We start from the raw sequence: 26,751 nt of genomic DNA on the forward strand, positions 1-26,751 counted from the left end.
CGTGAACGAAAAGTTGCGACCGCTGCTCGGGCGTCAGCCGGCCGCGATGTGGGGCCTGTCCGCGGCTCGACGGCGCGCGGTCACCAGGTCATCTCCTCCCGGCACCGTCGCTGGTGATCGTCGGGATCGATCTGCACCGTCGCGTGCTCGAGACCGTGGCGCGCCAGGACGGCCTGCGCGGCAGGCAACACCTCGGCATTGGGCCGACTGCTGCCGAGATGCACGGTGGCCACATCCATCCCGGTCGTGAGCGTCCAGACATGGAGGTCGTGCACGTCGTCGACCACCGGGATGTCGGCCAGATCGGCCCGTAATGCCTCGACGTCGACGTGGGCCGGCGCCTGCTGGTTCAGGATGCGCAGCGCGTCGAGTGCCAGTCGCACCGCCCGCGGAACCACCCACAGCGCGATCAGTACCGCGACGACGATGTCGGCGTAACCCCATCCGGTCGTCATCGCGACGATGCCGGCCACCAGTACGCCGACGCTGCCGACGGCGTCGGCCAGCACCTCCAGATATGCGCCGCGGACCGCGATCGATTCCTTCGCGTCGGCCCGCAGCAGCAGCATGACCCCGAGGTTCACCAGCAGGCCCACCAGGGCCACGACGATCAGGGTGAGGCCCGGGACCTGCGGATCGCTGCCGATCCGCTCGACCGCCTCGTAGAGCACGAAGACGGCGACGCCCATCAGCAGTACGGCGTTGGCGACCGCGGTGAACACCTCCGCGCGGTGCCAACCGAAACTACGGGTGTCGGTGGTCCGCCCGTGCCGGCCGAGCAGCAGTGCGATCAGGCCCATGACGAGTGCGACGACGTCGGTCAGCATGTGTCCGGCGTCGGCGATCAGCGCCAGCGAGTTCACCAGGATGCCGGTGACGAGTTCGACGACGAAGTAGCCGCCGATGAGCGCGACGGCCAGCACCATCGGCCAGAGGCGGCGCCGGCCCCCGGCCGTGGGAGCGTGCGAGTGCGAATGTGAGTGCCCCATGATGCCGGTCAATATATGCAGAAGTTCGCATATGTCGCAACAGGTTGGTCAGCTCCGGAGGGTCGCCAGTGCGGAGGACCTGCGCAGACCCGCCGTCATCAGCAGGTCCACGAGCAGCGAGCGGATCTCGGCGAGCAACGCGGCCTCCGACAACTCGCTGTTGGTGACCAGGTCGACGCGGGCCTTGCGCACGATGCTGCGGATCACCCGGGCCGCGTCGGCCTGATCGGGTTCCTCACCGGGATCGGCCATCATCATCGCGCGCAGCACCTCGAAGGCCCCGGCGAGATCGTCGATGATCTCGATCAGCTCGGGGAGCACCGGCACACCCCGCTGGGTCATGCCGAGCGAACGCCGCGCGATGATGCGGAAGTTGCGGACCGCGTTGTCGATGGGGTCGGCGGTCGCCGAGATCCGGTCCAGCCGCATCCGGGAGCCCCAGTAGAGCGGTGAGATGCGCGTGACCTCGCGCCCGCCGGTCATGTCCGACCGCATCTTGTTGATCGCGGCCTGCGTCCCGCGCCCGGACTCGAGTGCGGCGGCAATGAGTTCCTCGTCGCGCTCGCGCAGTCCGGTGGCCAGCTGGCGGGCGGCGTCGCGGACCGTCGCGAGGACGCCGGCCGCGTCCCGGCGCGCCCGGCTCGCCGGATTCACCGGCAGGAGCGCCCCCACGAGGATGCCGACCAGCCCGCCGATGAGCGCATCGAGCGCGCGATGGAAACCCGCCACGCCGCCGGGCGGGAGGAGCGTCGCGACCAGCGCGGCCGACGAGGCCGCCTGCATGGGGACGAGCGGGCCGTCGTCGAGGAAGACCGCCACCGTCATCGCCAGGGCGACGACGACCATGATCTGCCAGGCCCCCTCGCCGACCAGGCTGATGAACAGGTCGCCGACGAGGATGCCGATCGCGACGCCGCCGACGAGTTCGGCGGCCCGGCGCCACCGCTGCCCGAGGGACAGGCCGAGGGAGATCACCGCGGCGATGGGCGCGAAGAACGGATCGGGATGGACGAAGACCTCCACCGCGATCCACCATGACACCCCGGCGGCCAGCGCACACTGGACGATCGGCACCAACGACACGCGTAGCCGGCGCAGCCGGTTCTTCAGCGGCGCGGGCATCGCGTTGAACACCCGGCGCGGATACGACGGGTTCGCGGCTCTTGCTGCCATCAGGCGGACGTCATCCGCGGGTGACCGGTCGGATCACACGAGGCCGAGTTCGGCGGCCGCGCGTGGATCGCTGTCGTTGAGCAGGTCGAGGCAGCGCAGGTGTTCGTCTTCCTCGCCGATCAGTTCGGCGGCCCGGGCGAGCGCCCCGACGCACCGTAGGAAGCCGCGATTGGGTTCGTGGCTCCACGGCACCGGCCCGAAACCCTTCCAGCCGTGTCGTCGCAGCTGATCGAGGCCGCGGTGGTAACCGGTGCGCGCATAGGCGTACGCCGCGATCACCGCGGCAGAGTCGATGTCGTCACCGGCCGCGGCGGTCTTCGACGACTCGAGAGCCGCCTCGGCAAGGTAGGCCCAGGCGATCGAGGCGGTCGGATGCGCGGCCGCGACCTCCGCCGCGGCGGCACCGTTGAGCAGGTCTGATTCGGCGTCGTCGTCCCCGGTGAGCAGAACCGGTTGCGGGCCGAGAAGATCTCCGAAAGACGTCATGTCCTCTATTCAAGCATCGCGCCGCCCGGGGCCGTCCGTTCGATCAAACGCCCTAGTGCTGGAATGTCGGGCCGTTCGCTAGGGTGAATGACGCAATCGGTCCTGCTGCCCCCGGTGATCGGCGTCGTCGGGCGGCCGGACCGAAGTCGTGCGATGGCGAATACGGGGTGAAACAGTCGATGGCGCGATCCGAGAGGCCGAGAGCTGCTGTCACCAGGGCATTGTCGACCCTGAAACAGGTTCGGGATGATCGTCGCGCTCGCCGGACGGGTGCACGACCGGTGCCCGGCACCACTCCGACCGGCACCGACGCCACTCCACCCAGCACCAGCAGAGAGGGCCGCGAGCCAGCTGTGGACGATTCCACCAAGAACGAGACCGCCGAGGACAAGGCCGCGACGACCGAGGCGACCGCCGCGGAGTCCACGGCAGACGCGTCCACGGCGGACGGTGCCGCGAAGAAGCCCGCAGCACCGAAACCGAAGGGTGGGCGCGGGATCGACGGCGCCACCCAGGTGATCAACCGCGACAGCCTGCCGTCGGCCGAGGACCTCGAGGACCTGGACGACATCGACCCGCTGAGTGCGGAACCCGAGTCCGCGGAAACCGGCGAGACCGCTGCCGACGACAGCGCCCCCGACGACGCCACTCCTGCACCGAAGCGCCTCGGCCCGAGCGACTCGGCGACCACCGTCATCCAACGGTCGGATCTCCCCGACGCCGCCGAGCTCGAGGACCTCGACGACATCGACCCGACCGCCCCGGAGGCCGACGCAGCATCCCCCGAAGCCGAGCTCGCCGACTCTGAGACAGCAGCCTCGGACACCGAGTCCGGGCCGCCCGACGCCGAGGCTCCCGAGTCCGAATCCACTGAGCCCGAGCCGGATTCGGATTCGGATTCGGATGCCGAGGCGACCGCCGAACCGACCCTTCCCGACGACACGGACCCGTCGACGGGTACCGCGGTCAGCGCCGGTGTGGCAGCGGCAGGTGCGGCCGCGGTGGCAGCCGGATCGACGCCCGGCGATTCCGACGACGAGACCGATTCCGACGCCGAGACCGACACCGTCGACGAGACCGATGCCGACGCGGAGGCCGAAGCCGAAGCCGAGCCGGTGGACGACGACACGGCGACGGACGAATCCGCGCCGGACGAGACTGCACCGGACGAGTCCGTTGTCGCATCACAAGCAGACCAGGACCCCGTCGTCGACCCGGACGCCGAGGCGGAACCGGTGGACGACGAACCGGCCGACGCGACCGACACGACCGAGCCGGCGGTTCTCGAGGACGAGGCACCCGACGCAGCAGCGGACGAGACAGCGGCGGACGAGACGGCGGAGACAGAGGCCGACTCGCCGACCGAGGCGATCGCCGTCCCCGCCGGTGGGAGCACCGACACGACCGAGACGGAAACCTCCGACACGGAGACCGAGGCTGCCGCCGAGGACTCCGGATCGGACGCGGCGACGACCGTGATCCCCGCGGCAGCCGCTGCCGCCGCCTCTGCGCGGAGCGAGACGTCCGCGCAGGCCGAGGAGGAGGCCCGGACCACACCGGAGCCGGCCGTTTCGGCATCGACCGAGGGATGGACGACCACCGACCGCGAACCGCAGGTCATCCCGGGTAGCGGCCCCACGTCACCGAAGAAGAAGCGCGGCAAGGGTCTGCTGATCGCGGCGGCAGCGGTCGTGGTGGTGATCGTGGCCGTCGTCGGCGGCATCTTCGCCTACAACAGCCTGCGCGCACCGGCGCCCGCCGACGAGGCCGCGACCGTGGCCATGGATTACACGACCGCACTGTACGAGGGTGACCTCTCGACCCTGCGGTCGGTCACCTGCGGCGAGCTCAACGCTTTCTACAGCGATTTCGACGACGCCGCGTACCAGCGGACCTACGAGGCGCAGCGGGCCCGCAACGAACTCGTGCAGACGCAGGCGATCAACGCGGTCCGCGTCGTCGAAGGCGGTGACCAGGCCGTCGTCGAAGTGGTCGCGGTACACACCAATTCACCCGATCAGCCCGAAACCGTCACGCTGAACCTGCAGCGCGACGGCGACGACTGGAAGGTCTGCAACCCCACGTGACGAGCGGACATCGGTCCGGCCCACCGCCGGCCGGCCCGGGTGACCGTTCTGCGCCGGGCTACTTCACGCCCCCGTCCCGACCGGCACCACCTGCGGGCACGACGCCACGCCGGGGTCTCTCGACGGACATCCGTCCCGTGCCGGACAACCGGGTCCGAAGCAATCGAATCCGTCCCTACGACGTGGGTTCGCCGCAACGGTCCCGGTCGCGCGTCGACCCGGCCGTCGTCATCGCGGCGCTGGTGATGGTCGCGCTCGCCGCCGCGGTCGTCGTCGGGCTCGCCCTCACCTGAGGCGCTCCAGCACGGACACGTAGGTGGTTCGCCTGCTTGGCCTCATCGATGAACACACAGATGTCGCGACGCTGCGAGCATCGAGGGACCGCGGCAATTTCATCCTGTGCGACAGTGTTCAACCACCGGCGATGGGTAGATTGCACCTGTGCTGCTTGCCGAGGCCGGACTTTCAGAATGCGCTCCAGACGCTGCGTGCAGCGCGGATCTCAACCGTCTGGTCTATTTAGCTTTCGCATCCCTCGTCCTGTTCTCCGTATGGATCACGCTGTCGATGTTTGCAACGGTCGACGTCGTCGGTCATCGTCTCGGCCTGCAACGCAGTGTGGCCTGGCTGAGCATCGTCTGGATCGTTCCGATCGTCGGCGCGACCGTATGGCGTCTGAGCACGTGGTGGCCAGAACGCGATCCGACGCCGGATTCACCGACAGGCTGGTAAACCGAAAAGACAACTGCCCGCACCTCTTTCGGGGTGCGGGCAGCGATCGTGGGACTCTCCGTCAGGCAGTCAGGGACTTGCCGTTGGACTTGAGGTCGTTACACGCCTCGACGACGCGCTCGCTCATGTTGGTCTCGGCCTTCTTCGACCAGCTGCGCGGGTCGTAGACCTTCTTGTTGCCGACGTCGCCGTCGACCTTCAGCACACCGTCGTAGTTGCTGAACATGTGGCCGGCGACCGGACGGGTGTAGGCGTACTGCGTGTCGGTGTCGACGTTCATCTTGACGACGCCGTAGCTCAGGGCCTCGTCGATCTCGCTCTTGAGCGAGCCCGATCCGCCGTGGAAGACGAAGTCGAAGGGCTTGGCTCCGTCACCGAGGCCCAGCTTCTTCGCGGCGACTTCCTGGCCGGTGTTGAGGACATCGGGGCGCAGCTTCACGTTGCCCGGCTTGTAGACGCCGTGCACGTTGCCGAAGGTCGCGGCGAGCAGGTAGCGGTTGCCCGAGTCGCTGGCACCGAGGGCCTCGATGGTCTTCTCGAAGTCTTCGGGGGTGGTGAACAGCTTGTCGTTGATCTCGTTCTCGACGCCGTCCTCCTCGCCGCCGACCACGCCGATCTCGATCTCCAGGATGATGTTGGCTGCGCCGGCCTTCGCCAGCAGCTCCTTGGCGATCTCCAGGTTCTCGTCGAGCGGCACGGCGCTGCCGTCCCACATGTGCGACTGGAAGAGCGGGTTGCGGCCGGCGTCGACGCGCTCCTGCGACACCTGCAGCAGGGGGCGGACGTAGGTGTCGAGCTTGTCCTTGGGGCAGTGGTCGGTGTGCAGGCCGATGAGGACGTCGTACTTCTCGGCGACGACGTGCGCGAACTCGGCGAGCGCGACCGCACCGGTCACCATGTCCTTGACACCCAGGCCGGACCCGAACTCGGCGCCACCGGTCGAGAACTGGATGATCCCGTCACTGCCTGCGTCGGCAAAACCCTTGATGGCGGCGTTGATCGTCGACGACGAGGTGCAGTTGATCGCGGGGAATGCGTAACCGCCCTTCTTCGCCTTGTCGAACATCTCGGCGTACTGCTCCGGGGTTGCAATGGGCATCGACGGATCCTCCAGGGTGTTGATGTGCTCTGGTGTTCGGGTTCTCTCGCCGTCGATTGATGCTTCGGTGGCGAGCAGCCGGACTTCCCGCGGCCGGACTTCACTCAGTATGGCAGGTGCCACATCACCCGGCGCGGGCACCATTCATGCCCGGACCTGCTGGAAACCGGCGGTGGCGGACCCGTGAGATTCTGTCCTCGCCCCACGCGCAGGTACTCTGGGTCCCCGTGATCGACTCCGCGCTTGCCACCACGACCACCAACCTGGCGCTCCTGCCGGGATTCCTGGATCCGGTGAACCTGCTCAACTCGTTCGGCACGTGGATGCTGGCCGGTCTGCTGTTGGTCGTGTTCATCGAGTCGGGTCTGCTGTTCCCGCTGCTCCCCGGCGACTCGCTGCTCTTCACCGCCGGGCTCATCGTGGCGGCGAAGTCGGCGGAGATCGAGCCCTTCGCCCCGCTGTGGGTGCTCCTCGTCCTGATCCCCATCGCGGCCTTCCTCGGCGACCAGGTCGGGTACTGGATCGGCAAGAAGGCGGGGTATTCGCTGTTCCGGCCGGACGCGAAGATCCTGAAGCAGGTCTACATCGAGGAAGCGCACGAGTTCTTCGAGAAGCACGGTCCGGTGACGATCATCCTCGCGCGCTTCGTCCCCATCGTGCGGACCTACGCCCCGCTGGTCGCCGGTGCCGCGAAGATGCGGTACCCGATCTTCCTCACGTACAACATCATCGGCGCGGTCGCCTGGGGTGCGGGAGTCACGCTGCTCGGCTATTTCCTGGGCCAGATCGAGTTCATCCGCGACAACATCGACTACATCTTCCTGTTCATCGTCTTCATCTCGGTTCTGCCGATCATCACCGAGATCGTCAAGCGCATCCTGCGCTCGCGCAAGAAGGTCGTCGAGGAGGAGCCCCTCCCCGCGTCCGACGACGCCAAGAACTGAGCTTCCCTCACCACGCGGCGTCGAGGTCGGCGTGCTGCCGGACCCATGCGTGCATGGCGATTCCGGCGGCCACGCCCGCGTTGATGCTGCGCGTCGAACCGAACTGGGCGATCGACACCGTGAGATCGGCCTCGCGTTGCGCATCGTCGCTGACCCCGGGGCCCTCCTGACCGAACAGCAGCACGCAGTCGCGCGGTAGATCGGCTGTCTCGAGCGGACGAGCACCGGGAGTGTTGTCCACCGCCACCACGGTCAGCCCCTCGTCGCGAGCCCAGGAGATGAGATCGGACACCGTCTCGTGGTGCATCAGGTGCTGATAGCGGTCGGTCACCATCGCTCCGCGACGGTTCCAGCGGCGTCGTCCGACGATGTGGACGGCGGCCACCGCGAAGGCGTTGGCGGTGCGCACCACCGTGCCGATGTTCGCGTCGTGTGCGAAGTTCTCGATGGCGACGTGCAGCGGGTGCCTGCGCGCGTCGATGTCGGCGACGATCGCCTCCCGCGACCAGTACCGATAGGCGTCGACGACGTTGCGCGTGTCACCGTGCGCGAGCAGCTCAGCGTCGAGGCGCGGATCGTCGGGAACGGGACGGCCGGGGTGCTCGTCGGCCCACGGCCCCACGCCGACGGTCGGCCCGGTCTGCCACTCGGTGGGACCGGGCACGACCTCGGGATCCTCGGCGGGATCCGGGGCTGGGAGATCGTCGGGGTCCCCCGACCCGGCGTCAGGCAAGCCCGAGATCGCCGAGATCCAGGAGGGAGCGGTACGGCACGCCGAGCGCGGTGATGACCGCATCGGCGCCGGTCGCGCGGTCGACGACGGTGGCCACGCCGACGACGTTGCCGCCGACGCCGCGCACGGCCTCGACAGCCGCGGACGGCGAGGCGCCGGTAGTGCTGGTGTCCTCGACGACGAGGACGTCTCGGCCTTCGATGTCGGGCCCCTCGATCTGGCGTTGCATGCCGTGCGTCTTGGCCGCTTTCCGGACGACGAAGGCATCGACCGGCTTCCCGTCGGCGTGCATGATCGACGTCGCCACGGGGTCCGCACCCAATGTCAGGCCGCCGACGGCGACGTAGTCCCAGTCCGCGGTCAGTTCGCGCATCAGCCGCCCGATGAGCCGCGAGGCCTCGTGATGCAGGGTCGCCCGGCGCAGGTCGACGTAGTAGTCGGCCTCTTTACCGGACGACAGCGTCACCCGGGCGTGGACGACGGCGAGCTCGCGGACGAGCTCGGCGAGCCGTGCCTTCGCGGCCGGGTCGACCCGCGGGGTCTCGGCGGGAACCGGGGCGGACGAGGACATGCGACTTCCCTCTCGATCGACGTGCCGGGATTCGATCTCCGGCTGCGTGGGGTGGTGGCGCGATCAGTTGCGGTGGCGGTTGGGCCGTTCGCCGGTGTCCCGGCGAGGTGTCTCGTCAGCCGTTCCGGCCGACCCGCGGGTCCCGGACCCACGCACGGGCATCGGGGTCATCCGCCGGCCTCCGGTCGTCGGCGACGCCGGGGACGGAGTGGGAGGCTTTCGCGTCGCGGCCTGGTTCTCGGACTCCCCGGCCGGCGACCCACCGCCGGTCGGCGCGCCCGCGGCCTGTCGCCTGCGCTTGTCCCGCAGTGACTCGGTCTTCTCGTCGGCGAGCTCGGCCCGGGTGGGTCCGTGCGGGTCGCGCGGATCCGGCGAGTCCTCGGGTTCCCGCGTCGGCGGCAGCACCCGGAGGAGGTCGGCGAACCGGCGGACGACCTCCAGGCCGGTGTTCAGCTTGGCCGGGTCGTTGGTCACCGGCATCGAACCGAGCGCCCAGTTGCCCTCGTTCCACAGGACCTCGACGAACGCGGGCGCCTTGTTGGCGAGCGCGACCATCCGGCGGTCGCACACGCGGCGGGCGACGTCGAGATTGTTGGAGAACATGACACGCGGACCCATCGCGCCCAGCAGTTCCACGTCTTCCTCCGCGGGGGCGAGGACGTCTTCGTGCCGCAGGTCGACGACGACATGCGACGGCGAGGACCGTCGGACGGCGATCACGGTCGCGGTCTCGGCGAGGTCGAAGACCACGGCCTCCACCCCGGCGTAGTGTCCGTAGGCGACGTCCTGCACCGGGATGTGGTCGCCCACATTCATGGTGGCGCGACGGAAGACCTTGCGCAGCTTGGTGTCCGACTCGCGGAACTTGAACTCGTGCTCGTCGCCCCAGACCGCACGCTGGTGCCGTGCAACGCTCGACCGCTGGCGGTCGAGCCACAACAGGACACCCGCACCCAGTAGGGCCACGGCGGCGATCAGGAAATAGACGGTGGTCATCGCGCTACAGCCTACTATCGGCAGGCCCGCGGTGAGGTCATCCGCCTACCCGGATGTACCCGCGTTCCTTGTCGACGACGTTGACCAGCACGTCGGCCGGCTCCTCGGTGCCCGCCGCGACGTAGCGCCGGAGGTTGTCGAGGACCTGCTCGGCCAGCGCCTCGCGCCATCCGACGGCGTCTCCGCTCATGTGGGCCGAGATCGCGACCCCGGGCAGGTCCCACAGTTCGCTGTCGGCGGGCAGCGGCTCGGTGACGAAGACGTCGAGCGTGGCCGCCCCCAGATGCCCCGACCGGAGCGACGCGACGAGGGCCGCCTCGTCGACCAGTTCGCCGCGTCCGACGTTGACGAGGTGCGCGCCGGGTTTCATCGCCGCCAGTACCGCCGCGTCGATCATCCCGGCGGTCTGCTCGGTCAGCGGAGCGATCGCGACGACGGTGTCGAAACCGCCCACGTGCGCGGCGAGGTCGTCGGTGGCGACGACGTGTCCGAAGTCGGGATCCGACGCGCGCGCGGTCCGGCCCGCTCCCACCACCCGGATGCCCACGGCGCGAAGCAGTTTCGCGGTCGCTCGACCGATCCCGCCGGTACCGATCACGAGCGCGGAGGTGCGGTGGGTGGCCACCGTCTCGCGGTGTCGCCACTCGTGGTCGCGTTGCAAGGCCATCGACTCGTGTAAACCCTTGTGATGGGCGAGGATCGCGGCGAGGACGAATTCCGCGATGGGACGGTCGAAGACGCCGTGGGCATTGGTGACGACGACATCCGAGGACCGCAGTTCGTCGAAGAGCAGCGAATCCACCCCCGCGGCGCACACATGCACCCAGCGCAGGGATGTCGTCGCCGCACCCCAGTGCTCGGCGAGCCCGCGGGAGAAGAAGTCCCACAGCACGAGAACGTCCGCGCCCGGGAGGGCGGCGCCGAGATCGTCTGCCGTGCAGAGTCGTACCGTCGCGAGTTCTTCGATCTCGGCCAGGTTTCCCGGGGGGAGGGTGTCCGGCGAGGTCAGCAGTGCGACGACAGGTGGATGCGGGTGCATGCCCCCACCGTAAGCGTGACCTCGGCGTCAGGCGACCCAGCAGCGTAGGGCGCGAACCCTGGGCGGCGGAGTCAGCTCCGAAAACGCGAGGGCGCCTTCACCGATCGGCCAGCAGTCCGTTGAGAAGTAGGGTTCCCAGTTCGCCGAAAGCGTCGGCGGCACTCATCCCCGTGCGCTCGAGAAGAACTCCGGACTGGACACCTTCAATGGCCAGCGCCACCAGCTGGGCGGCGAAGTTCCCGTCGGTCGAACGGAAGTCCCCGGACTCGATGCCTTCTTCAATCAGCTCGCGCACGCGTTCGGCGGCGCGTGCTGTGTTACGCGCGTAGATCTCGGCGGTCGGAGCGAAAGCGACCATGTCGTCGTAGAACGCTTGAGAGTTGCGGCGCATCGCCTCGGCCACACCGTCGAGATAGGTCAGGATGCGCGTGCGAGGTTCGTCGTGTTCGGACACACGCTGCTCTATGACCTCTGCCGACGTTCCGAAGAATCGTTTGGTTGCCAGCACGACCATCTGTTCCTTGGTCGGCGCCACACTGTAGAGCGTCGCCCGGGAGCAGTGCAGACGTTCCGTCAACTCACCGACGGTGACAGTGGTGAATCCTTCGGCGAGGAAGATTGCTTCGATCCTGTCGAGCAGATCCGCGCGTCGCGCGGTGTCCACCCGTCGACGGCGCGGCGTCTTCACCTGCGCACGCCCACGATTCGCCACGTCTGCCATGCCGCGAGTCTGGCACACGAGTCGAACTCCATGCCGGATGACAATCGTGTGGTACCAAGTTGGGTACTACGTGATATCTTTAAGTACCCACGAGTTCACCATTGGAGTTGGCCATGGCATCCCCTGTTGACACCCGCGTGCGCGAGATCCTCGCCACCTACACCGGCGACGACGTCGATGTCGCCCACCTGCTCTGCGACCGGCACCCCGCAGACGCCGTGGCACTCACGTTCGTCGACGCGGACCGTTCGATCCGGCAGGTCACCTTCGGCGAATTGGCCGAGTCGTCGAAGCGGGTGGCCGCCGTCCTCGCCGCGCGCGGGGTCGGTCAGGGGTCCCGGGTGGCGACCCTGATGGGCAAGAGCCCGGAATTGCTGGCCGTGGTCCTGGGCATCTGGCGCCTGGGCGCGGTGTACGCGCCGCTGTTCACCGCGTTCGCGGAGGCCGCGGTGTCCTCACGGCTGGTCGATGCCGACGTGACGGTGGTGATCGCCGACGAGGGCCAGGCCCACAAAGTGCCCGACGGCACATGGGAACTGGTCGTCAACACCGCCGAGGCCTCCGACGGATCCTTGGCCGCGCTGACGCAGGCGGTGTCCGCCGGTGACGTGGCCGGGCAGACCTCGGTGGCCGTCGGCGGCGACGGACCCCTGGTCCACATGTTCACCTCGGGAACCACCGGCAAGCCGAAGGGCGTCGTGCACCCGGTGCGCTACGCCGCCGGGTGGCAGAGTTACCTCGAGTTCGGCCTCGGGGTGGACGCCGAGAGCGTGTTCTGGTGCGGCGCGGACCCGGGATGGGCCTACGGGCTCTACACCGCGATCGTGGCACCGATGGCCGCTGGGATCACCACCACGCTGACCCGCGGAGGTTTCTCCCCGCAGGCGACCTGGGCAGTGCTCGACGAGCTGCGCGTGACCGACTACGCCGCCGCGCCGACGGTGTATCGCGGTCTGTTGACCTCGTCGGACGCCCCGCCGGAGGGGTTGTCCCTCAAGCGGTTGTCCAGCGCCGGCGAGCCACTGACACCCGAGGTCAACGAGTGGGCGCAACAGGTCCTCGGGTTGCAGGTCCACGACCATTACGGGCAGACCGAACTGGGCATGCCGATCGGCTATCCCCACCATCGGCTCCTCGAACGGCCCATCGTCGCCGGCGCCATGGGGGTGTCCCTACCGGGTTGGCAGATGACCGTCCTGCGGACCGACACCGATGTCGCGGCGGACTTCGGTGAGGTGGGACAGCTGGCCGTCGACGTCACCGCCAGCGACTTCATGACCTTCACCGCTTACGCCGGGAACGCCGAGGCGACCGCGAAGCGCTTCCGCGGTGACGGACGCTACTTCCTGACCGGCGACATCGCCACGATCGACTCCGACGGCGTCATCCGGTTCTCCTCCCGCGACGACGACGTCATCCTGATGGCCGGCTACCGGATCGGGCCCTTCGACGTCGAGTCGGTGCTGCTCACCCATCCCGCCGTCGCCGAATGCGCCGTCATCGCCGCACCCGACCGCGTCCGCGGGGAAGTGGTCGAGGCCTTCGTCGTGCTCGCATCGAACTGGACCGTCGACGGGGCGACCACGGAAAGCGAACTGCAGCAATGGGTCAAGACCCACTACGCCGCCCACGCCTACCCGCGACAAGTACACCTGGTCCCGGCCCTGCCCAAGACCCCGAGCGGAAAGATCCAGCGCGCCGAACTGCGCAAGCAGCGCCGCGAACAGACCACCGAAGGCTCGCCGTCGTGAGCGCCGGAGACCCCCTGGGCACCGGAGACACCCCGACCGTTCTCGTCGCCGCCGATGGACCGATCCGGATCCTCACCCTCAACCGGCCGCGTCGTCGTAACGCGCTCAACGCCGAACTCATCGCCGATCTCGACCGCGCACTGAGCGACGCCGAAGCCGATCCCGACGCAGGCGCGATCGTGCTCACCGGGGCCGGCCCGTCGTTCTGTGCAGGCGCGGACCTGAAGTACTTCCTCGAGCTCGACGAACACGGAGAGTCACCCATCGAGTTCCTCCGCGACGTCTCCGCCCTGTGCACCCGACTGGAGACCAGCAGGCTACCCGTGATCGCCGCGATCCACGGGCACGCGGTCGCCGGAGGCATGGAGCTGGCATTGGCCTGCGACGTGGTGATCGCCGCCGACACCGCACTCATCGGCGACGGCCATGTCCGCAACAACCTGCTTCCCGCCGGCGGTGCCAGCGTCCGACTCCCGCGCAAACTCGGCGTCTCGATGGCCCGATGGCTGGCCTTGACCGGTGAACTCGTTGCCGCACAACAACTCATGCCCACGGGCTGGTTGCACAGCGTGGTACCCGAGGACACCCTCGTCGACGCCGCCACGGAGGCCGCACGCATCCTCACCGATCAGCACGGTCCCGCCCAGGCACGCTACAAACGACTGCTGTTCGACCTCGACACCGTCGACCCGCACACCGGCCTCGCCCTCGAGCTCGACACGTTCGACGCACACTGGCGCGCACACGACGTCCCCGCTGCACTGAAGAAATTCCTCACTCGCCAAACAACATCGGCACCCGCAGTACCCCAGACCGCGGTATCTCAGACAGGAGCACGACGATGAACCGTTTCGACTCACAGGTGGTCGTCATCACCGGCGGCGCCCAAGGACTCGGAGCAGCCATGGCCCAGCAGTTCGCCGCCGAGGGAGCCACTGTCGTCATCGGTGACGTCAATGCCGACACAGCCCGGGCCACCGCCGACACGATCGCCACCGCCGTCGGCCGGGAATGCCACGCCGACGCCATCGATGTCACCGACTCCACTCGGGTGACCGAGTGGATCGACTCGATCGCCGAAAGGCACGGCCGCATCGACGTCCTGGTCAACGCAGCCGGCATCATCCGCGACAACCGTGCCGAGAACATCTCCGACGCCGACTGGCACGCGGTGATCGACGTCTCCCTGTCCGGCACCTTCTTCTGCGCCCGCGCCGCGCTCCCCCACATGCGTGCCAACCGGTACGGGCGGATACTGTCGTTCTCCTCGATGAGCTGGCGCGGGAACTTCGGTCAGTCCAACTACGTCGCGGCCAAGGCCGGCATCGTCGGACTCACCCGCACCCTCGCACTGGAAACCGCACGCGAGGGCATCACCGCCAACGCCATCGCACCAGGACTCATCGAAACCCCGATGCTCGCCTCGATGGACGCCTCAGCCCGCGACAAGCTGGTTTCCAAAGTGCCCCAACGCACTACCGGCGACCCCGCGGACATCGCCGAAGCCGCCGCATTCCTGTGCTCCCCCGCCGCCCGCTACATCACCGGCATCGTCCTCGACGTCGACGGCGGCATCAGCATCGGATCATCCATCCGCTGACGGACCCTCACAGGACGACGGGAACCGACCCCGTGCGGCAGCCCGACCGGTCGAGCAGCGAGCCCAGTCGCTTGGGGGTCTCCAGCGTGACCGAACGGTCTGCGACGACGAGCCCCGGTACGCGGCTCTCGAGTTGCTGCTCGAACTCCGACAGCTCGCCGATGGTGTGCAACCACACGCCCATCACGATGTTCGCGGTGCCGGTCACCTCGCAACACACCCGCACCTGGGGCAGGTCGTCGAGCGCGTCTACGAGCGCCGAGATCGACCGCGACGACGCCCGCGCCCACACGTTCGCCGTGACCGGCCAGCCGCTGATGACATGGGCCACTTCGCATCTGATCGACAGAACGCGTTCGGCGACGAGGGCGGTCAGCCGACGCCGGACGGTCGGAGCACTCAGTCCGCTCGCGGCAGCCAGGTCGACCGCCGAGCGTCGACCGTCCTCGGCCAGCGCGGCGATGAGCCGCAGATCCATCTCGTCGGGTCCGTGCACCAGCGGACGATGCTCGGGCCGGTACTCGCCGAGCACCGACTCGTCGGCGTCGGAGAGCGTGTGCACCCGCCAGCGTTCGCTCTCGCCGAAGACCCGCATCACCACCCTCGTCCGGGTCCTGGCGACGCCCTCGGTCTCGGCGAGGCGCTGCACCCAGTCGCCGAGGAAACCGAGGTCCGGGACCATCACGGTCAGCAGGAGGTCGCCGTCGCCCGCGGTGCGCTGGATCGTGGCCACATGCCGGTCGGCGGCGAGATGCTCGACGAGCTCCTCTCGCCGCGACGACGCCTGGACCTCGACGAAGGCGCTGCAGCGGGTGTTGAGGTACGCGGCACCGGGATAGGTCACGATCCAGGCGAGCCCACTGTCGACGAGCCGCTCCCAGCGACGGGCCGCGGTCGCCGCGCTCACGCCCACGACGTCGCCGACCACGCCCCAGGGCGCCCGCGGCGCGACCTGCAGAGCGTGAACGATCTGATAATCGAGGTCGTCCGGCACGCAACAATCCTGCATCACGCGGTGAACTTTTTTCGGTATCGGCAGTCGCCGGGACAGCCCGCGGCAGCGCTCCTACGTTTCCTCCCAACACCCAGTGGCCGCACGGGCGGTCCGGAAACGAGGAGGACGATCAGTGAAGGTCTGCGTCATCGGCGGAGGTCACGGCTCTTACGCGGCTGCGGCGGAACTCAGCGAGAAGGACCACCATGTCACCTGGTGGCGACGGGACTCCGCGGCGTTCTCGTCGCTGGTCGAGCGCGGGACGCTCGACATCGACGATCACCTCGGCCGGCGGCAGATCGGTGTCGACGGTCTGCACCTCGGCGACGGCGACACGGGCGGTGGAACCGGCGGTGGAATCTCGATCGTCGCCGATCTCGCCGAGGCGGTGTCCAACGCCGAGGTCGTCGTCGCGCCGGTTCCCGCCTTCGCCCACGAATCGCTCGCCCGGCAACTCGCGCCGCACCTGCGCGACGGTCAGATCGTCTACCTGCCGCCGGGCAGCTTCGGGTCGATCGTGTTCGCGCAAGCGGTGCGCGCGGCGGGCAACCCCGCCGACGTCGCGTTCGCCGAGACCGGCACCCTGCCCTACCTCGCGCGCAAACACGGTGACACCCGCGTCGTGGTCAGCGGATACGCCACGCGCCTGCCCACGGGGGTCTTCCCGGCGCGGCACACCGACCGGGTGCTCGCGGTTCTCGGCGAGGTCTACTCCGCCGTCGAGCGCGTCGAGGACGCTCTCAGCGGCGCGCTGATGAACGCCGGGCCCATCATCCACCCGCCGCTCATCCTGATGAATGCCGGTCCACTGGAACACTTTCCGTCATGGGACATCCACAACGAGGGTACCCAGGACTCCATCCGGCGGGTCACCTCCGCGCTCGACGCCGAGCGCATCGCGGTCCGGGAGGCACTCGGCTACGGTGCGCCGCACTTCCCGCTCGCCGACCACTACACCGCCGACGGCGACGAGTGGATGTACGGCAACGCCGCCCACGAGAAGCTCACCGACAGCGGCGACTGGCGCGAGAACATCGACCTGCGGACCCACCGCTACATGACCGAGGACGTCGAGATCGGCCTCGCGCTGCTGAGTTCCGTGGCGACGTGGGCGGACGTGCCGTCTCCGGTGGCCGACGGCCTGCTCGCCCTCGCCGGGGCGGTCACCGGACGCCCGGCCGCGACCCGCGGGCGCACCTTGGCGAACCTGGGGCTGGCCGACCTCGACCCGTCCGGCATGCGGGCATTTCTCCACGACGGGCCGGCGCAGTGACGGGCCGCCACGTCGCCGTTGTCGGCGCCGGCCGGATGGGCCAGGGCATCGCCGCTGCGCTGGCCTTCGGGAATGTCGCGGTGACGGTCGTCGACCTCCGCGACCGCGGCGCCGGCGCATCGGCCTATCTCGACGGGGTCCGCGCATCGGTTCGGCAGGCACTCGCGCACAAGGTCACGCTCGGCCTGCTGGCGGTCGAGGACCTCGAAAACGTCGCGGCTCTGGTGACGGTCGTCGGAGAGGTCGACGCCCTCGCCCCGATGGCCGGGGCGGATCTCGTCTTCGAAGCCGTGCCCGAGGTCGCGGAGGTCAAGCGCGACACGCTCACCTGGATCGAGGCCATGGTCGGCGACACCGTCCCCATCGCGTCGACCACGTCGAGTTTCCTCGTCGACGAACTCGCCGGCTCGCTGGCGGCGCCGGCCCGATTCCTCAACGCGCACTGGCTCAACCCGGCCGATCTCATGCCGCTCGTCGAGGTGGCGCCCGGCACGGCGACGAGTCCCGGGGCCGTCGAGGCCACCCGCGACCTGCTGGTCGCGGTCGGGAAGGTCCCCGTGGTGTGCGCCCCGTCGCCCGGGTACATCGTCCCCCGGCTCCAGGCGCTGGTGATGAACGAGGCCGCGCGCATGGTGGCCGAGGGGGTGGCGAGCGCCGCGGACATCGACACCGCTGTCCGCATCGGATTCGGTTCGCGCTTCGCGGTTCTCGGGTTGCTCGAGTTCATCGACTGGGGCGGCTGCGACACCCTCTTCCACGCGTCGAACTACCTGCGTCGAGAGCTCGGCGAGAGGTTCGCACCAGCAGCGCTGGTCGAGACGAACATGACGTCCGGCCGCCGTGGGATATCCGACGGCGCAGGCTTTTACGAGTTCGACCCGGCGACCGTCGCCGACTACCGGGCACAGCGGATCGCCGACTTCGCGCGAGTGCTCGACGCCGTCGGACGCCTCGCCCGCCACGAGGAGTTCAGCAAGGCCGACTGACCCGACCAGACACGCCCACGTCCCGCCACCGGAGTCCCCGGCGGCGCGGTGAAGCACGCCCGGTCGCGTCCAATGAGTCGGCGCGGTAAAGCTTTTCCCGATTCCCCGCGAGCCGCGGGTCCGACACAATCGATTCATCCACGAGTACAGCCAACGAACGCCGGCCTCCACGGCCCGTTCGACCACCGATGAGGAGTGATCCGTGGTAACTCTCGACAACTCTGCACCACCCGACCCGTCGGCACCGAGTGCCGCCCCGCCCCGGCGGGAGCGCACCACGCGCGTCGCCGTCGCGTCCGGCGTCGGCACGATCATGGAGTTCTACGACTTCGCGATCTACGGCACCGCGACGGCACTGGTCTTCAACAAGATCTTCTTCAACGTCGACGATCCCTGGTTCGGCACCTTCCTCGGATTCGCGACCTTCGCGGTCGGTTTCGTGATGGCGCCGATCGGTGCCCTGATCTTCGGACATTTCGGGGACAGATTCGGTCGGCGCAAGGCGCTGACCGCGGCCTTCCTCCTCATGGGCGGGTCGACCCTGGCGATGGGCGTCCTCCCCGACTATCAGGCCATCGGGATCGTGGCGCCGATCATCCTGATCTTCCTCCGCATGGTGCACGGCATCTCACGAGGCGGTGAGATCGGCGGCGCGGCCCTGCTCGCCGCCGAACACGCGCCGGCGCACCGGCGTGGTCTGTACGGGTGTTTCGTCACCCTCGGTTCGCCGGTCGGCGGCATCCTGGCCAATCTGTCGTTCGCGCTCGTGCTGCTGATGCCCATGGAGCAGGTCCTGGCGTGGGGCTGGCGCATCCCGTTCCTCATCGGCGGCGTCGTACTGGCGATCGGGGTGTGGACGCGATCCCGGGTCAGCGAGACACCGGACTTCGTCGAGTCCAAGCGGGCAGAGGAGAACTCGCCGCCGGCCTTCGCGGTTCTCCGGCAGAACTGGCGTCGTGTCGCCCTGGCGGCCGGGATCAACGTCGGTCAGAACTGTTACGCCTTCCTGTTGTTCACGTTCATGCTCTCCTTCCTGACCGAGACCGATCCGGGACGCGGCTTCGAGCGGTCGCCGGTGGTCCTGGGCAGTACGCTGGCGCTCGCCTGTCACGCAGCGACCGTCGTGCTCGGCAGTCACCTGTCCGACCGATTCGGCCGCAAACCGGTGATCGGATTCGGGATGATCACGTCACTGCTGTTCGCACCGATCCTGTTCTGGGTCACCGCGTCCGGGTCCCTGGCGGCCTGCATCACGGTCATCTCGATCGGGTTCGCGCTCACCGGCTTCGTCTACGGTCCGATGCTGACGACCTTCGCGGAGCTGTTCCCGATCACGCAGCGCTACAGCGGCATCGGGATCGGCTTCCAGGTCGGCGCGGTGCTGGGCGGCGGCCTGGCCCCGATGATCGCGAACCGGATCGTCAGTGCCACCGGCAGTGTGATCCCCGTGGGGATCTACGCGGCAGCACTGATGGCGATCAGCCTCTGCTGCCTGATGGTCATCCGGGAGACCGCGCCGGCCCTCGCCGGACGACCGCCACGACGACAGCGTCCGCGGAGCTGAGCCGAGGCGCTATTGACAGCATCCTGTCTTAATGACAGGATGCTGTCATCGTCGTTTCGAGGAGGCATCATGAAAACCGTCCATCTCGCCCTGTACCCGACCCTCGCGGACTGGGAGTTCGGCTACGTGGCATCGGGTGTCAACAATCCCGAGTACCAGGCCGAGCCGGGGTCGTTCCGCATCGTGACCGTCGGCGCCTCGCGGGAGCCGGTCCGCACCATCGGCGGGGTCACGATGGTGCCCGACACCACACTCGACGACGTCCAGCCCGAGGACAGCGCGATGCTGGTCCTGCCCGGCGCCCAGATCTGGGAGTCCAACGACGCCTTCGTCGACGCCGCCCGGCGCTGGGCGGATGCCGGAACTCCGGTCGCCGGGATCTGCGGAGCCACAATGGGCCTCGCACGCGCGGGGCTGCTCGACGACCGACGCCACACCAGCAACGCGCCCGAGCAGCTGACACCTACGGGTTATGACGGAGCCGCACACTACGTCGACGCCCCTGCCGTCACCGATCGCGGAGTCATCACCGCCGCGGCCATCGCACCCGTCGATTTCGCACGCGAGGTCTTCGCACTGCTCGGCATCTACTCTCCGCCGGTTCTCGACGCCTGGTACCAGCTCTACGGCCACCAGGACCCCAGCGGCTTCTACGCCCTGGCCGGCGAGCAGTGAGCGACCACCAAGATCTGCTGTCGGCCTCGGCACTGACCGCCTTCCGCCTCAACGGCCAGTTCCTCGCGCTCGCCGAACGTCTCGCCGAACCCGCCGCCCTGACCGCCACGCGCTGGCAGGTACTCGGCGCGGTCCTCGACGAACCGTTGCCGGTCGCGGGTGTCGCGCGGGCGATGGGGATCACGCGGCAGAGCGTCCAGCGCACCGCCGACCTGCTCGTCGCCGACGGACTGGCCGAATACCGGGACAATCCGGCCCACCGGCGGGCCAAGCTCGTCGCCCCCACGGCGGCGGGTCTCGCGGCCGTGCGGGCCATCGACCCCGGGCACCGCGAAGCAGCCGACCGACTGGCGACAGTCCTCGACCCCGTCCGATGGGAACAGGCATTGCACGCACTCCAGGACCTCAGCGCCGCACTCGACACACTCGACGGCCAGCGCTGATGTCCAATTGTTGACAATCGTACGATCTGGCGTCACCGTGTACGCATGACCGCCAGCGTTGACTCCCCGATCCGCAACAGCCAGACCGCGTCGCTGAGCCCGGCGCTGAAGCAGGCGACGCCCGTCGTCGTCGACACCGCGGCGGGTTCGTGGATCCGGGGTACCGACGGTCGCGACTACCTCGACTTCACGACCGGTATCGGTGTGACCAGCACCGGACACTGCCACCCGCACGTCGTCGCCGCCGCACAGGCGCAGTGCGCCAAGGTCATCCACGCGCAGTACACCACCGTCATGCACACGCCGCTCCTGGAGCTCACCGCTCGTCTCGGGGCGGTACTGCCCGCCGGACTCGACTCCGTCTTCTACGCCAACTCCGGTTCCGAAGCCGTCGAGGCCGCCATCCGCCTCGCACGGATGGCCACCGCGAAACCCAACATCATCGTCTTCCAGGGCGGATTTCACGGCCGGACGGTCGCGGCCGCCAGCCTGACAACCGCGGGGACCCGCTTCTCGGCGGGCTTCTCCCCCCTGATGAGCGGCGTGCACATGGCGCCGTTCCCCTACGCCTACCGATACGGCTGGGACACCGACACCGCCGTCGACTTCGCGCTTCGCGAGCTCGACTATCTGCTCCAGTCGCGCGTCGCACCCAACGACACCGCCGCGTTCCTCATCGAACCTGTCCTCGGCGACGGCGGATACCTGCCCACCCCGCCGCGGTTCCTGCAGGGTCTGCGGGAACGAGCCGACCGCCACGGCATCCTCCTCGTCCTCGACGAGGTGCAGGCGGGATTCGGTCGCACCGGCAGGTTCTGGGGTCACCAGCACGCCGACGGACTGATCCCCGACATCCTCATCACCGCCAAGGGTCTGGCATCCGGCTTCCCGATCTCGGCGATCGCGGCGCCGACGGCTCTGATGAGCAAGGCGTGGCCGGGGTCGCAGGGCGGCACGTACGGCGGGAACGCCGTCGCGGCCGCCGCCGCGATCGCGACCCTCGACGTGATCGAGTCCGAGGGTCTCGTCGAGAACGCGCGCGTACGCGGTGAGCAGCTGCTCGCCGGCCTGCGAGAGGTGTGTGCGGCGTTCCCCGGGGTCGGGGACGTGCGCGGCCTGGGACTGATGGCCGGGATCGAGTTCGTCACCACGGATGCCGCCGGGAACACCACGCCCGACGCGGCGGCGGCGCTCGCCGTCCAGCAGGCCACCACGGCCCAGGGGCTGCTGTCCCTCACCTGCGGGCCCTCTGCCAACGTCGTGCGTCTCATCCCCGCTCTGGTGGTCACGGCCGAGGAGATCGACCTCGGCGTCGCCCGGTTCGCGGCCGCACTCGCCACCGCGCTCGGTTAGCCCGGTTCCGGTGGACATCGCGGCCGAACTCACCAGACTCGGCGTCGACGCAGACTCCTCGACGCGTCGCCTCGCCGAATACTCCTACGACGCTTCCAATTACCGGGTTCCACCGCTGGCCGTCACCTTCCCGCGCACCGCCCGGGAGGTCGCGACGGTGGTCGGATGGTGTCACGAACACCGGGTACCCGTCGTCCCTCGCGGTGGCGGCACCTCGATGGGCGGCAACGCGATCGGCCCCGGAGTGGTGATCGACCTGTCCCGGCATCTGGATCGGGTCCTGTCCGTCGACGCCGAATCCGCGACCGCGGTCGCGGGCGCGGGGATCGTGCTGACCTCCCTCGCCGCGGAGGCACGGGCCGCGACCGACGGCACACTCACGTTCGCGCCGGATCCGTCGTCGGCGTCGCGTGCGACCCTCGGCGGTGCGATCGGCAACGACGCCTGCGGCAATCACTCGGTCCGCCACGGTCGCACGAGCGATCACATCGTCGAACTGCATCTCGTGACGGCGGAGGGGTTGCTGCTCACCGCAACCCGCGACGGACTGCGGGCCGCCGATCCCGCCGACGGTGCGGCGGTGACGCGAGCAGCCGAGATCACCGGATCGCTGCGGGAGCTGACCGCTGCGAACCTGGCCATCCTGCGGACCCAGCTCGAGACCATTCCGCGGCAGGTCTCCGGCTACCACCTTGCCAAGTTGCTGCCGGAGAACGGTTTCGACGTAGCGCGCGCCCTCGTCGGCAGTGAGGGAACCTGCGCGATCGTCGTGTCGGCGAGCGTCGCGCTGGTGCCGGTCGCGACATCGCAGCTCCTGCTGTGCATCGGCTACCGCTCCCCCGCCGACGCCGCTCGGGACGTACCGGCGATCCTGCCGTTCGCGCCGTCGGCCATCGAGGGCATCGACCGCAAGATCGTCGCCACGATGGCGGCACGGCGTGGCCGCGAGTCCGTCGCGGGCCTGCCCGCGGGATCGGCCTGGCTCTTCGTCGACCTCGACGAACACAGCGCCGCGGCACAATCCGAATCCGATGTGCCGGCCACCGCCAAGCGGCTCCTGGACCACCTGCGTGCGCAGGGGCGGATGATCGGCGCCGCCGTGGTCGACGACCCCGTCCACCGCAAGGCGCTCTGGCGTGTCCGCGAGGACGGCGCGGGTCTCTCGTCACGACTGGCCGATCCCGACGACGAGAGCATCGGTGACGGTTACGAATCCTGGCCGGGCTGGGAAGACGCAGCCGTCGCGCCCGAGCGGCTCGCCGACTACCTCGACGACTTCGCCGGCCTGCTCGACCACCACGGCCTCACCGGCGTCATGTACGGACACTTCGGCGCCGGCTGCATGCACGTCCGCATCACCTTCGACCTCCGTTCCGCCGAGGGACGCACGGTGATGGCGCGCTTCTGTACCGAGGCCGCGGAACTCGTGGTGCGGCACGGAGGTTCGCTGTCCGGCGAGCACGGTGACGGACGCGCCCGGTCGGCACTCCTGCCGATCATGTACAGCCCGGCGATGATGTCGGCGTTCGCCCGGTTCAAGGCGATCTGGGATCCACACGGAATCCTCAACCCGGGCAGCATCGTCGACCCGCCACCCATCACCACCGACCTCGCCCTCGCCGACGTGCCGCGTCGGAGCTGGCCCACCAGCTTCACCCTCGGACATGACACCGCCGGACCGGATCCCGCGGAGCTCCCACTCATCGACCCGTTCGTCCACGCGGTGCAGGGGTGCATCGGTGTCGGACGGTGTCGTGCGGATGCCGGCGGGGTGATGTGCCCGAGCTACAAGGCCACCCGCGACGAGAAGGACTCCACTCGCGGTCGAGCCCGCGTGCTGCAGGACATGGTCCGCACCGCTCCCACCGTCGACGACGGGTGGCGGTCCACCGATGTCGCCGAGGCCCTGGAACTGTGCCTGTCGTGCAAGGCGTGTTCCACCGACTGCCCGACCGGGGTCGACATGGCCACCTACAAATCGGAGTTCCTGGACCACCACTATCGGCGGCGGCTCCGGCCGCTGTCGCACTACTCCCTCGGGTGGATGCCCGCGTGGTTGTCGGCGGCGGGGCTCGCGGCACCGGTTCTCAACCGCGCACTGCGGTCCCGGCTCAGCGGTCTCGCCGCACGCGCCGGCGGCCTCGATCCCCGACGCACCATGCCCGCGTTCGCGTCGCATCGGGCCCGGCGCACCCACCTCGGACCTCTCGCCCCCGTCGATGCGAGTTCCTCGGTCGTGTTGTTCGTCGACTCCTTCACCCGAGCATTCCGCCCGCATGTGGCCACCGCCGTGGCCGAGGTCCTCCGCGCTGCCCACTCCGTCGACCGTGCGTCCGATCCCGTCGACCGTGCGTCCGATCCCGTCGGCTGTGCGTCCGACAACTGTTGCGGCCTCACGTGGATCTCGACGGGGCAGCTGGGCCACGCCCGAAAGGTGCTGCGCCGCACTGTCGCCGACCTCGACGACGGCACGGACAGGCCGATCGTGGTTGTCGAACCCAGTTGTGCAGCGGCGCTGGCGAAGGATCTTCCCGAACTCATCCCGACCGAGGCCGCGCGGCGCGTGGCCGCACGCGTGCGGAGTTTCGCCGCCCACCTCCCCGCTCTGCTCGATGCGGGCTGGCGACCACCGGCCCTGCCCGACGAGGTGACGCTGCAGACCCACTGCCACGAGTACGCGGTCTTCGGCGCGCGGGTCGGCGTCGCCGCTCTCGAGGCCCTCGGGGTCACCGTGCACACTGCAGACGGGTGTTGCGGTGTCGCCGGCAACTTCGGTTTCGAGAAGGGGCACTACGAGGTCAGCATGGCCGTCGCGGAAAACGGCCTGGCGCCTGCACTGCGCAACGACCCGCATCGGCCCGTCGTCACCGACGGTTTCAGCTGCGCGATGGCCGTCGAACACCTCGCGACCGTCGACGACGCCCTCTCCCACGGGCGGCCACGCGGAGTCCATCTCGCCGAGCTGCTCGCCACGTCCCCCGATACAGCCACCGACATCCGAGGAGTACGACCATGACGGCCCCCGCCCCCGTGACCCTGCACAACGCTCCCGAAGCCGTGTCCCGCGTCCACACCGACCTGTTCATCGGTGGCACATGGACTCCCGCCGCTTCCGGCGAGCGCTTCGACGTCGTGAATCCGGCCACGGGCGACGTGCTCGCCCGCGTCGCCGACGCCGACGCCGTCGACGCCAGGCATGCGCTCGAGACCGCGGCCGCGCATCAGGCCGGGTGGGCGGCCACCTCACCGCGCAGCCGCAGCGAGATCCTCTATCGCGCACATCGGCTCATCATGGACCGGGTCGACGAGATCGCCGCGGTGATGACCGCCGAGATGGGTAAGCCTCTCGCCGAGGCCAAGGGCGAGGTCGCCTACGGCGCCGAGTTCTTCCGATGGTTCGCCGAGGAGGCCGTCCGCATCGGCGGCGATTCCACCACCACCGGCGACGGATCGCATCGGATCGTGGTGACCAGGCAACCCGTGGGCCCGTGCATCCTGATCACGCCGTGGAATTTTCCGTTGGCCATGGGAACCCGCAAGATCGGGCCGGCGATCGCGGCGGGATGCACCATGGTCATCAAACCCGCCGAACTCACCCCGCTCACCACTCTGCTGCTGGCCGACATCCTCGTCGAGGCGGGCCTCCCACCGAGTGTGCTGAACGTCGTGACCACCAGCGACCCGTCGACGGTCGTCACCGAGTGGATGGAGAGCGGCCTCGCCCGCAAGATCAGCTTCACCGGGTCGACCGAGGTCGGGAAACTGTTGCTGCGACAGGCGGCAGGCACGGTCATGCGCACATCGATGGAGCTGGGCGGCAACGCGCCGTTCATCGTGTGCGCCGACGCTGACATCCCACGAGCCGTCGACGGTCTGATGTTCGCCAAGATGCGAAACATCGGTCAGGCCTGCACCGCCGCCAACCGGGTCTTCGTGCACCGCAGCGTGATCGACGAGTTCACCGCCGCTTTCGCCGCGAAGATGGCCGGGCTGCGGGTCGGCGACGGTGCGGCCGACAACGTCCAGGTCGGCCCGCTCGTCGAACGCGCGGCCGTCGAGAAGGTCTCGACGCTGGTCTCCGACGCCGTGGCCAAGGGTGCAACGGTGGTCTGTGGAGGTGAGAACCCGGAGGGCCCAGGCTTTTTCTATCCACCGACCGTCTTGACCGGCGTCGGACTCGACGCGGATCTCATGCGCACCGAGATCTTCGGGCCGGTGGCCGCGATCGTCCCGTTCGGCAATGCCGACGAACCGGACGATCCCGCGGCCGACGACGAGGTCATCGCGCTGGCCAACGACACACCGTGGGGGCTGGTCGGCTATCTGTTCAGCCAGGACGTCGACCGTTGCGCCAGACTGTCGGCCGCGCTGGAAACCGGTATGGTCGGGGTCAACACCGGCGCCGTGTCCAATCCGGCGGCCCCGTTCGGCGGGGTCAAGGAATCGGGACTCGGACGCGAAGGTGGACGCGTGGGCATCGAGGAGTTTCTCGACATGAAGTACACGGCCACGCCGATTCCCCTTCGCTGACAACATTTCCGG

Annotated in this window: 25 protein-coding genes; 15 read left to right on the forward strand and 10 right to left on the reverse strand. The window is 69.0% G+C overall.

The window, feature by feature from the left end; all coding sequences use genetic code 11:
* Window positions 1-80: 80 nt before the first annotated feature.
* From AC3B6C_RS02365 to AC3B6C_RS02375, 3 genes are read right to left on the reverse strand one after another with little or no spacing between them, the layout of a single operon-like run.
* Window positions 81-989: a cation diffusion facilitator family transporter gene (locus AC3B6C_RS02365; protein WP_044508171.1), complete on the reverse strand. Its 909-nt coding sequence runs from the start codon at window positions 987-989 to the stop codon at window positions 81-83.
* A gap of 48 nt (window positions 990-1,037) precedes the next feature.
* A complete protein-coding gene (locus tag AC3B6C_RS02370; protein ID WP_035716911.1) occupies window positions 1,038-2,162 on the reverse strand; it encodes an FUSC family protein in 1,125 nt (374 codons plus the stop codon).
* 33 nt (window positions 2,163-2,195) lie between these two features.
* Window positions 2,196-2,648: a DUF3151 domain-containing protein gene (locus tag AC3B6C_RS02375; RefSeq protein ID WP_010840755.1), complete on the reverse strand. Its 453-nt coding sequence runs from the start codon at window positions 2,646-2,648 to the stop codon at window positions 2,196-2,198.
* A gap of 353 nt (window positions 2,649-3,001) precedes the next feature.
* On the opposite strand from AC3B6C_RS02375, the gene AC3B6C_RS02380 reads away from it, so the two are divergent.
* The 3 genes from AC3B6C_RS02380 (at window position 3,002) to AC3B6C_RS02390 (ending at window position 5,467) form a co-directional block, all read left to right on the forward strand.
* Entirely contained in the window at window positions 3,002-4,735 is a 1,734-nt protein-coding gene (locus tag AC3B6C_RS02380; RefSeq protein WP_488374749.1) for an Rv0361 family membrane protein, read from the forward strand.
* On the forward strand, window positions 4,732-5,028 hold the full coding sequence (locus tag AC3B6C_RS02385; protein ID WP_488358217.1) for a hypothetical protein: 297 nt from the start codon (window positions 4,732-4,734) through the stop codon (window positions 5,026-5,028). The genes AC3B6C_RS02380 and AC3B6C_RS02385 overlap by 4 nt, the downstream gene beginning before the upstream one ends.
* Before the next feature lie 148 nt (window positions 5,029-5,176).
* Window positions 5,177-5,467: a hypothetical protein gene (locus AC3B6C_RS02390; RefSeq protein WP_488374750.1), complete on the forward strand. Its 291-nt coding sequence runs from the start codon at window positions 5,177-5,179 to the stop codon at window positions 5,465-5,467.
* 61 nt (window positions 5,468-5,528) lie between these two features.
* Here the strand turns inward: AC3B6C_RS02390 and fbaA are convergent, their stop codons facing one another.
* Complete coding sequence (gene fbaA, locus AC3B6C_RS02395; RefSeq protein ID WP_055474546.1) at window positions 5,529-6,566, reverse strand: class II fructose-bisphosphate aldolase; 1,038 nt, start codon at window positions 6,564-6,566, stop codon at window positions 5,529-5,531.
* 227 nt (window positions 6,567-6,793) lie between these two features.
* On the opposite strand from fbaA, the gene AC3B6C_RS02400 reads away from it, so the two are divergent.
* A complete protein-coding gene (locus AC3B6C_RS02400; protein WP_010840760.1) occupies window positions 6,794-7,510 on the forward strand; it encodes a VTT domain-containing protein in 717 nt (238 codons plus the stop codon).
* Window positions 7,511-7,517: 7 nt separating this feature from the next.
* Here AC3B6C_RS02400 and AC3B6C_RS02405 read toward each other — a convergent pair whose 3' ends face one another.
* The 5 genes from AC3B6C_RS02405 to AC3B6C_RS02425 form a co-directional block, all read right to left on the reverse strand.
* Entirely contained in the window at window positions 7,518-8,174 is a 657-nt protein-coding gene (locus tag AC3B6C_RS02405) for a TrmH family RNA methyltransferase (RefSeq protein ID WP_488374751.1), read from the reverse strand.
* Window positions 8,175-8,235: 61 nt separating this feature from the next.
* Window positions 8,236-8,814 (reverse strand): orotate phosphoribosyltransferase, encoded by a 579-nt coding sequence (pyrE, locus tag AC3B6C_RS02410; RefSeq protein WP_488374753.1) that lies wholly within the window; start codon window positions 8,812-8,814, stop codon window positions 8,236-8,238.
* 63 nt (window positions 8,815-8,877) lie between these two features.
* Complete coding sequence (locus tag AC3B6C_RS02415; protein WP_488374754.1) at window positions 8,878-9,810, reverse strand: hypothetical protein; 933 nt, start codon at window positions 9,808-9,810, stop codon at window positions 8,878-8,880.
* Between the two features lie 37 nt (window positions 9,811-9,847).
* The gene (locus AC3B6C_RS02420) at window positions 9,848-10,849 is read right to left on the reverse strand and encodes a D-2-hydroxyacid dehydrogenase (RefSeq protein WP_488374756.1); all 1,002 of its coding nucleotides are present in this window, start codon (window positions 10,847-10,849) and stop codon (window positions 9,848-9,850) included.
* 97 nt (window positions 10,850-10,946) lie between these two features.
* Complete coding sequence (locus AC3B6C_RS02425) at window positions 10,947-11,570, reverse strand: TetR/AcrR family transcriptional regulator (protein WP_488374757.1); 624 nt, start codon at window positions 11,568-11,570, stop codon at window positions 10,947-10,949.
* A gap of 113 nt (window positions 11,571-11,683) precedes the next feature.
* On the opposite strand from AC3B6C_RS02425, the gene AC3B6C_RS02430 reads away from it, so the two are divergent.
* Genes AC3B6C_RS02430 through AC3B6C_RS02440 form a run of 3 tightly spaced genes read left to right on the forward strand, consistent with a single transcriptional unit; the run spans window position 11,684 to window position 14,921 of the window.
* Window positions 11,684-13,321 carry an AMP-binding protein gene (locus AC3B6C_RS02430; RefSeq protein WP_488374758.1) on the forward strand — a complete coding sequence of 546 codons (1,638 nt, stop codon included), beginning with the start codon at window positions 11,684-11,686 and terminating at the stop codon, window positions 13,319-13,321.
* Window positions 13,318-14,166 carry an enoyl-CoA hydratase/isomerase family protein gene (locus tag AC3B6C_RS02435; protein ID WP_488374759.1) on the forward strand — a complete coding sequence of 283 codons (849 nt, stop codon included), beginning with the start codon at window positions 13,318-13,320 and terminating at the stop codon, window positions 14,164-14,166. Before AC3B6C_RS02430 ends, AC3B6C_RS02435 begins: the two co-directional genes overlap by 4 nt.
* Window positions 14,163-14,921, forward strand: coding sequence for an SDR family NAD(P)-dependent oxidoreductase (locus AC3B6C_RS02440; RefSeq protein ID WP_488374760.1), 759 nt, complete (start codon window positions 14,163-14,165; stop codon window positions 14,919-14,921). The genes AC3B6C_RS02435 and AC3B6C_RS02440 overlap by 4 nt, the downstream gene beginning before the upstream one ends.
* Window positions 14,922-14,928: 7 nt before the next feature.
* Here AC3B6C_RS02440 and AC3B6C_RS02445 read toward each other — a convergent pair whose 3' ends face one another.
* Window positions 14,929-15,915, reverse strand: a complete 987-nt coding sequence (locus AC3B6C_RS02445; protein ID WP_055474433.1) for an Lrp/AsnC family transcriptional regulator — start codon at window positions 15,913-15,915, stop codon at window positions 14,929-14,931.
* Window positions 15,916-16,048: 133 nt separating this feature from the next.
* Between AC3B6C_RS02445 and AC3B6C_RS02450 the strand changes: the two genes are divergently transcribed.
* From AC3B6C_RS02450 to AC3B6C_RS02485, 8 genes are all read left to right on the forward strand, one after another.
* Window positions 16,049-17,188 (forward strand): NAD/NADP octopine/nopaline dehydrogenase family protein, encoded by a 1,140-nt coding sequence (locus AC3B6C_RS02450; RefSeq protein WP_488374761.1) that lies wholly within the window; start codon window positions 16,049-16,051, stop codon window positions 17,186-17,188.
* The gene (locus AC3B6C_RS02455) at window positions 17,185-18,174 is read left to right on the forward strand and encodes a 3-hydroxybutyryl-CoA dehydrogenase (protein WP_488374762.1); all 990 of its coding nucleotides are present in this window, start codon (window positions 17,185-17,187) and stop codon (window positions 18,172-18,174) included. Before AC3B6C_RS02450 ends, AC3B6C_RS02455 begins: the two co-directional genes overlap by 4 nt.
* 202 nt (window positions 18,175-18,376) lie before the next feature.
* The gene (locus AC3B6C_RS02460; protein ID WP_488374763.1) at window positions 18,377-19,738 is read left to right on the forward strand and encodes an MFS transporter; all 1,362 of its coding nucleotides are present in this window, start codon (window positions 18,377-18,379) and stop codon (window positions 19,736-19,738) included.
* A 69-nt stretch (window positions 19,739-19,807) separates the two neighbouring features.
* The gene (locus tag AC3B6C_RS02465; protein WP_055474436.1) at window positions 19,808-20,413 is read left to right on the forward strand and encodes a DJ-1/PfpI family protein; all 606 of its coding nucleotides are present in this window, start codon (window positions 19,808-19,810) and stop codon (window positions 20,411-20,413) included.
* Window positions 20,410-20,856, forward strand: a complete 447-nt coding sequence (locus AC3B6C_RS02470) for a MarR family winged helix-turn-helix transcriptional regulator (RefSeq protein ID WP_010840775.1) — start codon at window positions 20,410-20,412, stop codon at window positions 20,854-20,856. Before AC3B6C_RS02465 ends, AC3B6C_RS02470 begins: the two co-directional genes overlap by 4 nt.
* Window positions 20,857-20,901: 45 nt before the next feature.
* Window positions 20,902-22,209: an aspartate aminotransferase family protein gene (locus AC3B6C_RS02475; RefSeq protein WP_055474437.1), complete on the forward strand. Its 1,308-nt coding sequence runs from the start codon at window positions 20,902-20,904 to the stop codon at window positions 22,207-22,209.
* 10 nt (window positions 22,210-22,219) lie between these two features.
* Complete coding sequence (locus AC3B6C_RS02480; protein ID WP_488374764.1) at window positions 22,220-25,225, forward strand: FAD-binding and (Fe-S)-binding domain-containing protein; 3,006 nt, start codon at window positions 22,220-22,222, stop codon at window positions 25,223-25,225.
* On the forward strand, window positions 25,222-26,739 hold the full coding sequence (locus AC3B6C_RS02485) for an NAD-dependent succinate-semialdehyde dehydrogenase (protein WP_488374765.1): 1,518 nt from the start codon (window positions 25,222-25,224) through the stop codon (window positions 26,737-26,739). The genes AC3B6C_RS02480 and AC3B6C_RS02485 overlap by 4 nt, the downstream gene beginning before the upstream one ends.
* Window positions 26,740-26,751 lie beyond the last annotated feature (12 nt).

The sequence above is a fragment of the Gordonia sp. 11cp genome (genome assembly GCF_057767225.1).

Bases quoted from the DNA above. Each gene is read 5' to 3' on its own strand.
- AC3B6C_RS02365 (WP_044508171.1), bottom strand. From the start codon at position 989: ATGGGGCACTCACATTCGCACTCGCACGCTCCCACGGCCGGGGGCCGG.
- AC3B6C_RS02370 (WP_035716911.1), bottom strand. From the start codon at position 2,162: ATGGCAGCAAGAGCCGCGAACCCGTCGTATCCGCGCCGGGTGTTCAAC.
- AC3B6C_RS02375 (WP_010840755.1), bottom strand. From the start codon at position 2,648: ATGACGTCTTTCGGAGATCTTCTCGGCCCGCAACCGGTTCTGCTCACC.
- fbaA (WP_055474546.1), bottom strand. From the start codon at position 6,566: ATGCCCATTGCAACCCCGGAGCAGTACGCCGAGATGTTCGACAAGGCG.
- pyrE (WP_488374753.1), bottom strand. From the start codon at position 8,814: ATGTCCTCGTCCGCCCCGGTTCCCGCCGAGACCCCGCGGGTCGACCCG.
- AC3B6C_RS02415 (WP_488374754.1), bottom strand. From the start codon at position 9,810: ATGACCACCGTCTATTTCCTGATCGCCGCCGTGGCCCTACTGGGTGCG.
- AC3B6C_RS02420 (WP_488374756.1), bottom strand. From the start codon at position 10,849: ATGCACCCGCATCCACCTGTCGTCGCACTGCTGACCTCGCCGGACACC.
- AC3B6C_RS02425 (WP_488374757.1), bottom strand. From the start codon at position 11,570: ATGGCAGACGTGGCGAATCGTGGGCGTGCGCAGGTGAAGACGCCGCGC.
- AC3B6C_RS02430 (WP_488374758.1), top strand. From the start codon at position 11,684: ATGGCATCCCCTGTTGACACCCGCGTGCGCGAGATCCTCGCCACCTAC.
- AC3B6C_RS02440 (WP_488374760.1), top strand. From the start codon at position 14,163: ATGAACCGTTTCGACTCACAGGTGGTCGTCATCACCGGCGGCGCCCAA.
- AC3B6C_RS02465 (WP_055474436.1), top strand. From the start codon at position 19,808: ATGAAAACCGTCCATCTCGCCCTGTACCCGACCCTCGCGGACTGGGAG.
- AC3B6C_RS02475 (WP_055474437.1), top strand. From the start codon at position 20,902: ATGACCGCCAGCGTTGACTCCCCGATCCGCAACAGCCAGACCGCGTCG.
- AC3B6C_RS02485 (WP_488374765.1), top strand. From the start codon at position 25,222: ATGACGGCCCCCGCCCCCGTGACCCTGCACAACGCTCCCGAAGCCGTG.